This window comes from Rhizobacter sp. (genome assembly GCA_021153565.1).
GTDB lineage: Bacteria > Pseudomonadota > Gammaproteobacteria > Burkholderiales > Burkholderiaceae_C > Albitalea.
Map to the genome: position 1 here is coordinate 1 of JAJKJU010000138.1, position 6674 is coordinate 6674.

The 6674-nt window shown below is 62.4% G+C and carries 8 protein-coding genes and 1 pseudogene; 4 read left to right on the forward strand and 5 right to left on the reverse strand.

The genetic code is table 11. The annotated features are described in order from the left end of the window. Positions 1–414: pseudogene (locus tag AC30NL_RS08410) on the forward strand (serine-type D-Ala-D-Ala carboxypeptidase); the annotation flags it as partial. 142 nt (positions 415–556) lie between these two features. Beyond that, positions 557–727, forward strand: a complete 171-nt coding sequence (locus AC30NL_RS08415) for a hypothetical protein (RefSeq protein WP_489463551.1) — start codon at positions 557–559, stop codon at positions 725–727. 175 nt (positions 728–902) lie between these two features. Here AC30NL_RS08415 and AC30NL_RS08420 read toward each other — a convergent pair whose 3' ends face one another. The 5 genes from AC30NL_RS08420 to AC30NL_RS08440 all read right to left on the reverse strand — a co-directional run bounded on the left by AC30NL_RS08420 (position 903) and on the right by AC30NL_RS08440 (position 5857). After that, positions 903–3095 (reverse strand): hypothetical protein, encoded by a 2193-nt coding sequence (locus AC30NL_RS08420; protein ID WP_489463552.1) that lies wholly within the window; start codon positions 3093–3095, stop codon positions 903–905. A gap of 132 nt (positions 3096–3227) precedes the next feature. Continuing rightward, entirely contained in the window at positions 3228–3383 is a 156-nt protein-coding gene (locus AC30NL_RS08425; protein WP_489463553.1) for a hypothetical protein, read from the reverse strand. 126 nt (positions 3384–3509) lie between these two features. After that, the gene (locus AC30NL_RS08430) at positions 3510–4649 is read right to left on the reverse strand and encodes an ABC transporter substrate-binding protein (protein ID WP_489463554.1); all 1140 of its coding nucleotides are present in this window, start codon (positions 4647–4649) and stop codon (positions 3510–3512) included. Positions 4650–5198: 549 nt separating this feature from the next. Beyond that, positions 5199–5390 (reverse strand): hypothetical protein, encoded by a 192-nt coding sequence (locus AC30NL_RS08435; protein WP_489463555.1) that lies wholly within the window; start codon positions 5388–5390, stop codon positions 5199–5201. Continuing rightward, positions 5387–5857 (reverse strand): hypothetical protein, encoded by a 471-nt coding sequence (locus tag AC30NL_RS08440; RefSeq protein ID WP_489463556.1) that lies wholly within the window; start codon positions 5855–5857, stop codon positions 5387–5389. The genes AC30NL_RS08435 and AC30NL_RS08440 overlap by 4 nt, the downstream gene beginning before the upstream one ends. A 207-nt stretch (positions 5858–6064) precedes the next feature. On the opposite strand from AC30NL_RS08440, the gene AC30NL_RS08445 reads away from it, so the two are divergent. Both AC30NL_RS08445 and AC30NL_RS08450 read left to right on the forward strand, forming a co-directional pair. Next, positions 6065–6340 (forward strand): hypothetical protein, encoded by a 276-nt coding sequence (locus AC30NL_RS08445; protein ID WP_489463557.1) that lies wholly within the window; start codon positions 6065–6067, stop codon positions 6338–6340. A 62-nt stretch (positions 6341–6402) separates the two neighbouring features. Beyond that, positions 6403–6674: hypothetical protein (locus tag AC30NL_RS08450; protein ID WP_489463558.1), on the forward strand; the 272-nt coding region annotated here is incomplete at its 3' end.

The window sequence follows — 6674 nt, forward strand, 5'->3', positions numbered from 1 at the left end:
CGCCTGATTTCGGTCATCATGAACGCGAACAGCGCGCAAGCTCGAGCTGACCAGACCCGGGTGCTGTTCAACTGGGGCTACAGCAACTTCGAGGAGGCGACCCCTGTCCAGGCAGGAGCGACACTGGCGACCGCCAAGGTGCAGTACGGCGTGGTGCCCGATATCGCGGCGGGCGTTGCACAGTCGTGGACTCTGGTGATACCGAAGGGACAAGGCGCCGCAGTCAAAACCTCGGTTTCGCTGAACCCGGGCCTGGAGGCCCCGATCGCCAAGGGTGCCGTGATCGGCAAGGCCGTCGTCACGGTCAACGGCAAGCAACTTGGAGAGGCGCCGGTCGTCGCGCTTGCTGGCGTGGAGCGCGCGGGATTCTTCCAGCGCATGCGTCAGCACATCTCCGATTGGTTCTCAAAGTAGCGCGCATCCTGATCGTCAACGCCGCTTCTGTTAAGCGGCCCGTTGGTGTCAGCGCGGAAAGAAACGCGCGAAGCGCGAGATCTACGATCTGATTGGCGATCTCTAAGAGGACACGACGACGCTCGACGAGAACGAGTACCGCGTGGTGATCCCCTATGACGGCGAGGCCGACCTGAAGAGCCAAATCCAGGATCTGGCCAGCGAGATTCACCACACGGCGGACCTACGCAATTGCGTGGTGCATGACCTGATCATGAAGAACCAGGCCTCTGGCCAGCACTGGGACGGCTACCGCGGGGGATGGCAGGAGTGAGCCGAGTTGTCGAGTAGCCGATGGCGGTTGCCCGCCATCTGCCCTCTAAGAACCGTGCATGCAACTCCTAGGGCTACAGGAACGGCCAGCGCAAGCGGGACCAACGACCTCGCCGTAGCAGAAAACCAGGGGGTTGGCGCTCATGCAATTGCCCTGGGCCCCACCCCCGATGACGCTATGGCGAGCATGTGAACGCGCTGTTCCCGGTGGACTGTCGTCCTCGCCAGGAAGGCGTCATCGCGCACTGCGACAAATTGCCGAAGAAGTTCGTCAACGATTGCGAGCGTCCGGCAATGCCGCGCTGGACGAGATAGGCATCCAGGGCATCGCTGGCCATGGCCCCGCCCGTGGAGGCGCCTGGCGCATCCACCGAGTGGTAGATGAAGTTGCCGAAGCCCACCACGCGACCTGAGGTATCCTGGTTGATCAATGACAGCACGGCGCGGTTGCTACGTTCCAGCCGGTGGATGTTCTCTTCCACCGAATTTTGTTGTTCAATCAGGCCGTTGTCGCTCAGGATGCCTTGTGTCAGCAACATGATGTTGGAACTCGGCAGTCGCTGCAACGCCTTGTTCAGCACGCATCTGTTGGCTTGCTGGGCCACGTCCACGCCATCGACGTAGTCGGAGCTGTCGATCGGACCGCAGGCGGAGTCCAGCAGGCGATCGAAGACGTTGCCGACGGGATAGGTTCCGACCGAGAACAGGTCCACGTGCTGGGCCAGGATGTCCCAGTAGGTCTGGTTAGCCTCAAGGTATCTCTCGAGGTGATCCGCGCCGGGAATGTCCACGCTGGACGGCATGAAAGTGTGCCAGGCTAGGGATGTCATGGTCTTGATGCCGGGCAGGTCGTTGCGCATCTGGTCGACGGCCCAACCCAGTTCCATCGCCGTCAGGCCGTTCAGCACGCCGTATTGCCGGCCACCCGCGTCGAAGTAGGTGGTGCTCGAGAAGACCTCGTCGACCGGGTAGTAGTACGCCATCGTCGACAGCAGGCTGTTCGGTGCGCGTCCCTGCTCCGCATCGATCTGGCCGCACAGACGGCGCAGTTCCGCCAGATAGGCGCTCCAGCGCTGGAGCCATGAGCCGCCCGCGTTGTAGGACTTGCGCAGGTGCACCTTGGTCAGCAAGCCCGTCGCGGCTTCCGCCGACGCATCCGCCGGCAAGTCGGCCGCCGTGTAGGGCGTGTACAGAAGCGCCTGCAGGATGGCGGCGCCACGCAGGCCGTGCGCCGAGATCCGCTTCAGGTACTCCGCATGGTATTGCGCCAGCGCGGCGGGGAAGTCAACGCTGTTCTGGTCAACCAGGACGCCGTTGGCCACGATCTGTGTCGGCAGGCCCAGCAGGATCAAGTCGCTCGGCGCTGGCCAACCATTGACCGGCTGGCTCAGGTTGGCCAACGTCGACTCCAAGTCATTGCCGAAGCTCGACACCGACGCATAGCTGGGCGTGATCAGGTGACCCGAGACACGCTGCATGCCGGGATGAGAGAGCTGGCTCGCATTGCCGAAGCTCATCAGGGGCGGCGCTGCGGTGGCGTTCGACGGCAGCTTGAGTTCGAAGTTGTTGCCGGCATCGAGTGCCCGCACCGAGTAGTTCCTGAGCATGCCGTCCATCCAGCGCGCGTGGCCGGGCTTTGTCCAGTCGAAGGTGAAGTCGATCTTGAAGCCGTAGGGATAGTTGCCTTTGACATCCTTGGCGCAGCCGAACCGGCCAAGATCGCCGCGGGGGATGTTCGCGGTCGTTTGCACGACCTTGGTTTCGTCATCGTCGTAGATGTTGATCACCGGGCTGTAGCCGGCCTTGGGATCGCAGGCCCAGCCGCTGAGGACGACATGCGTGCCGTTGGGCGTCGGCGTGGCCGTCATGACGTCCACGAAGCCGGCCATCGTGGTGTTGAACTGCTTGCTGATCACACCGGCCAGTGACCCCATATAGATCGCTGGCAGGCTGGCAGGATTGCCGTTGCGTTGAAGTTCCACCACCTCATAGGTGTGGTTGACGCCCATCGACACCGGAGGCAGGTTCTTGAACTGGAACCCGGCGTAGTAGTTGAGCTGGCTCTTGTACGCCGCCGGTTTGTCCATGCAGCGGTTCAGGATGTTGGCATCGGTCTTGCGGACCAGCCCTGTCGTGACTTGCCCGCCGGGCCAGAAGGCTCCGTCGATTTTCAAGCGCAGCACCAGCGGTTGCCGTGTGAGATCGGACACCGTGGCCGACGAAGCGGTCGGCACCGATAGACAGGCCCAGCCTGACACAGTGTCACGGGTGATAGTCTCGATCGCACCGGTCAATTTCACGTTGGCCGGCCGGGGGGGCAGGTCGCCCGCACGGCAGACCCCTGCCCCAAGCAGGACTGCCGTGGTCAAGCACGCCCTCGCAAATAGAATCAAGTTTTCCTCCTGGTGTTGTGGTAGCGACTCTGCGGCCTGTGCCCGATTGCGGCGACCCCAAAGTCAGCGAGCGCGCATAGTGCACGCGCCAAGGGCGTTGCTCAATCCCTAGTCTTGTCCAACGAGGTATGAGCCTGATGCGGCCAGGCGTGAAGGCCTCGCGCCGAGCCAGGCGCGCAGAGGCTGAAGCGGACCCAAGCCCAGCAGCGTGAGCCAGTGCGGATGCTCTTGCCCCGTCATCAACTCGCGCGGGCGTTGGTGCATGGATGCCCCCGGTCCGGCATCATGGCGCTGCCTTGAAGTAACGAGGTCGCCAAGATCCGCCATGCCGAACAAGTTCAACGCCGACCGCCGGCACCACATCCCGGGGCCTTTTTGAACCGCGCCCCGTCACTGAACGATCTTGCCGCCTTTGCCGAACATCGCGAAGTCGACCACGTGCGATCCCGAAGTGCTGGGTTGGCTGAAATCAAGCTGGAAGCCGCCCGCATCGAAGCCGCCGCGAGCAGCGAGCGTCTGGGCGATCGCCTCGGGCGTGGGACGCGGTGATTTGTTCAGCGCCCAGACCAGAGCCTTCGCCGCGATGTAGCCCTCGATGGAACGGGCCGACAGATTCGTATCGCTGGAAGCTGCCCGCAGCGCGACGTACTCGCGCACGAGGGCCAACTTCGTCTGCGTCTGCAGGGGCAGCACGATGGAGAAGGCGTAGCCCCGCGCACCATCCGGGCCCAGCGCTTTAAGCAAGGCCTCGGTGTCGATGATCGACATGCCGTAGATCTGCGCACAGCCGCCGGCCGCGCGATAGCGCTTCGTGAAATCGATGGCCGCGGCCGTCGTCGCGCCGAGGAAGATAGCTTGCGGCGAGGCTTCCAGCATCTTTGCCACGGCGACGCTGGTGTCAACGGTGTTGCGCGCGTAGCCTGTGCGCGCTACCAGATCAATAGTGTGCCGGGTCGCGGACAAGGCCGCGCCCTCGAGCACGTCCTTGCCCAGGCTGTCGTCTTGGTAGACCAGGCCTACACGCTTGATCTGCAGACGCGACAGCACTGTGAACAGCCGATCGACCTCTTCCCGGTAGCTGGCCTTGACGACCAGCATGCCCGGCGCCTGCGTGACGCTCGAGGCGCCGGAGACCGCGCCGACCATCGGCACGTGTGTACGCTGCAGCACGCCGTCCTTTGCGAGCGCTTCGAGGTTGCTCGTGCCCACGGTGCCGAGCAGCGCGATGGGCGCGTCGGTGCGGATCAACTCATTGATGAGGCGGACGGTCTCCTCGCTCTTCTGCCCGTCATCCTTCGTCACGAGGCGAATCTGCTGGCCGCGCACGCCGCCGGACGCATTGACGGAATCAAAGTACAGCTTCGCGCCGGCATGGATGGCCTTGCCGGTGACGGCCTGCGGACCGCTGAACGGCGCGACCTGACCGACGACGATTTCGGCGCGAGCGCCTGTGCCGATCAACAGGGCAGCGACGATCGGAGCCACGCGGCTGAATGCGCGCGTGGCCGATGCCAAGACGGAACTGAGCATATGAGCAGTCGTAGGGGGCGGTGGGTGGACTGCGACCGGTGAAGGATCGCGTTGTCGCCACCGAAATCTATGGCTGCGCCCGCAGCGATGAATGACGGATATCTGACGGACAAGTGAGCAGCCTCGCGCACCAGCCGGAATCGCGACTTTTCACGCTAAGTGTTGGAGTGTTGGCATGGCTCCGTACCTGTAGTGCACGCGCAATGATGTTGGCCCAGACGCGCAATAGATGCTCGGTTCTGACGCAAATTCGTTGAGACGGATGGCGGCCTCCTGCGCACATTCCGTGATCCGCAACGACATTGCGTGACACGCACGCACATTGCTGATCGTCTCGCTCGGACCGGCGACGGAAAAATCGGCGTTCCGTAGAACCCCCAGCAGGCGCTCATCGTCGACATGGTCGCCACGGTCTTGGCCAACAACCTCAGGTCGCTGATGTGGCGCCGCGCCGCTGAAGGCCCAAGGGGTAAGGATTGCTGCGCAGCTGCGCAATTGAGAACAACATCAGATTTTCTTCGCTGCGACGCTGCTGGGCCTGGGCGAGCCTCAGCCGCTGCGCAGCTGAGGCGATGCGTGGCGCACCGCGCCCTGCATCGACTTCACATCCTTCCGGGTGAATTCCCCGCCATCGCCCAGCGGGCTGATTGCGCTCGTCCGTGATACCCAAAAACGGCCGTATTTGAACCACGCCCGCGCCAGTTTGATTTGGCGTGCAATTGCCTCGCGATGCGAATTCATTTCAAACTAACCGTTGATGCTCGGCCGTGAAAGACACCGTAGAGGCGATATTGCTGGGGCATCGAGTAACAAACGTCGCCGCTGACGCTAAGATCCGATGAGAACCGCTCGCATGTCGCGTTGTAGTAATACGCCTGGCCGGCACCACTCGCCAGGGCCGCCCGCGCCATGCCAGCGAGAGACATAAGTCCCAGCGCTGCCTGTATGCCCGCGAATGCCGCGCCACAGGTCCCAATGTCGTACTTCGAAACCTTCATCGCGATGGCTAACCGATCCCCGCCTTGGCCCAGCGTGATCGCGCAAATCCGATAACTTGATTCTGCGTGAGCCGCTGATGGCAGCATGACCGCAGTCGTCCCTACAAAGGCCCCGATAGTGGCCCGGCTGAATGTGGAAGTTAGCAGCGAGCTCGCGGGCGCTAACGCAACTGACATTGAGGCAATCAAGGCTCCGATCTTCTTGAGCATGGGTGTTCCAACAGTTGATGGTTACTACTTGCCCCCCGGTCGATGCTCCGTGAAGTCTTGGCATCCGATTCGGGTTTCAATTCGCAGGTTCGGGCTTCATGTTGTTCACGGTCCCAAAAGTGCTATAGGCGTACGGATGATCTTTCGCGTCTTCTGATTCAGAGTCACGACCTATAGGTGATCAAGTCTTGACCGTCGACAGAAACCTTGAGCAGCATTGCCCTGTGCAATCCGACAGCAGTTCTGGACGCCAGAATGCTCGTGATGGCTGCCTGCCGAACAACGGTACGCATGGAAGCCCGGCGCCTCTGTGCTCGGCAGGAAGGCATGCTTACCGCCCCGGTGGGCAAGTTGACCTTGCCCTTGATCAACGTAGTCCATTGCTATCGGGCCTTTACGCAGTTCGACGCGGAGGTCAGCCGGCGCAGTCTGATTCGGCGGCAATTGCACCGGCACGAACGCAGCGGCCATAGCATTGGTTGAAGCCTTGACCGGCGCGCTGCTCGGCCTCAAGGGCCCATCGGCGGGCCAAGTTCGGCAAAATCATGAATCATATGGAGTTGATGTTCGCCAACGTCATACGCACTGCCAGCTCCTCGGGCAATTTGCTTTATGCGCTGGGCGACATGCACTGGTGGCTCGTCCACGCCATGCCGGATGACCGAGGAAGCGCAGCCAAGGCGGAACTCGCAGTGCGCGCATTGGCTGCGGCCCAAGCTCGCCAGAGGCCGGATCCTGGACTGGTTTCACGTCGCGATGAAATTCAAGGCCGCGGCGAACTCGGTGTTTGGCAGCGCGACGATCCAGTCGGAGGAGC